The sequence below is a fragment of the Archangium sp. genome (genome assembly GCF_036388035.1).
Taxonomy (GTDB): Bacteria; Myxococcota; Myxococcia; order Myxococcales; family Myxococcaceae; genus Archangium.
Window position 1 is genome coordinate 1 of the sequence record NZ_DASVSO010000127.1, and the last position, 1,584, is coordinate 1,584.

Genomic DNA, 1,584 nt, shown 5'->3' on the forward strand with positions numbered 1-1,584 from the left:
CGTCGAACTTGAACCGGGCGAACGAGCCGGGGAATGTCCTGCTGGAGGTGGGCGAGGGGAACCTTCCCAAGCAAAGCGTTGTGGTCGTGTCGCAGATCTCTTCGGTCGACAAGGCCTGCTTGGGTGAGCGGATCGGGTCGCTGTCCGACACGCGGGTGGAGCAGATTCTGGCCGGCCTGCGATTCCAACAGGTGTCGTTCTTCGAGCGGTAGCTCCAGGAAGCCGAGCCCGAAGCCGCCCCGTCCCTCTTCGCGGAGAGGACGGGGAGGCCAGTCCCCTGTCAGGCCGAGGGCCCGAGGACCACCGGCAGCGACTGGAGCCCGCGGAAGCCCACGTTGTCCGCCCACTCCGGCAAGGCCCCTGACGCCACCTGCATGCGTGGGAAGCGGCGCAGCAGCGCGGCGAAGGTCTCCTGTGCCTCGACTCGTCCCAGCGCCGCGCCCACGCAGTAGTGCGGGCCCATGCCGAAGCTCTGGTGACGCAGCTCCTTGCGTCGCACGTCCAGCCGGTCCGGCTCCAAGAACTGCGCCGGATCCCGGTTCGCCGCCGCGATCATCAGCATTACCCGGTCCCCCTTGCGGAAGGTGTGGCCTCCGAATTCCAGGTCCACCGCCGCCACGCGGTTCGTGAACTGCACCGGCGAGTCGTAGCGCAGCAGCTCCTCCACCGCGTCCGGCAGCAGCTCCGGCGCGCTCCGCAGCAACTCCCACTGGTCCGGGTGGCGCAGCAGCGCCAGCAGCCCGTTGCCAATCAGGTTCGTGGTCGTCTCATGCCCCGCGAAGAGCACCAGGGTGCAGGTGGACAGCACCTCCTGCTCGCTCAGCAGGTTGCCCTGCTCCTCCGCCCGCACCAGCGCGCTCACCAGGTCATTGCCCGGCTGGATGCGCCGCTGGGCGAGGAGCGGCCGGAAGTAGTCCTCGAATTCAAGGATGGCCCCCAACGCCCCCTCCACCTCGGCCAGCGTCGGACGGCCCGTGCCGATGAGGCTCGCCAGCTTGTCCGACCACTGCTTGAGCCGGTACCGGTCCTCCCGCGGCAGCCCCAACATCTCGCCAATGACGATGACGGGCAGCGGGTTGGCCAGCTCGGAGATGACCTCCATCCGCTCCTTGCCCTTCACCGCGTCCAGCAGCTCCTCCACCAGCGCCTGGATACGAGGACGCAGCGCCTCCACCATGCGCGGGGTGAAGGCCCTGTTGACGAGCGAGCGCAGGCGCGTGTGCGAGGGCGCATCATGGAAGAGCAGCCAGGAGGCCATGTTGCGGCCCATCGGCGCCAGCTTGCGGACGACCTCCTCGGGCATCCCCTGGGAGAACATGCCCGTCCGGACCGAGGACAGGCGCATGTCGCGGAAGCCCGCATTCACATCCGCGTAGCGCGTCACCACCCAGGCCTTCCACGGCTCGCTGAAGTGCACGGGCGCCTCACGCAGCAGCCGGGCGTAGAAGGGATAGGGGTTCTGCCTCCGCTCGGGGCTCAGCAGCCCGTAGGGGTCGGCGACTTCCATCGGCATGCCCATCATGGTTCCTCTCCAGGTGTTCACCGGCGCTTCGGGATGAGGCGGCGGACCCTGATGATTCTCTC

The 1,584-nt window shown here is 68.4% G+C and carries 2 protein-coding genes; one reads left to right on the forward strand and one right to left on the reverse strand.

Annotation, left to right across the window (positions count from 1 at the left end):
• The coding region (locus VF697_RS05620; protein WP_331092452.1) for a type II toxin-antitoxin system PemK/MazF family toxin at nt 1–212 on the forward strand (212 nt) is incomplete at its 5' end.
• A gap of 68 nt (nt 213–280) precedes the next feature.
• Here the strand turns inward: VF697_RS05620 and VF697_RS05625 are convergent.
• On the reverse strand, nt 281–1,584 hold a 1,304-nt coding region (locus tag VF697_RS05625), incomplete at its 5' end, for a cytochrome P450 (RefSeq protein ID WP_331092453.1).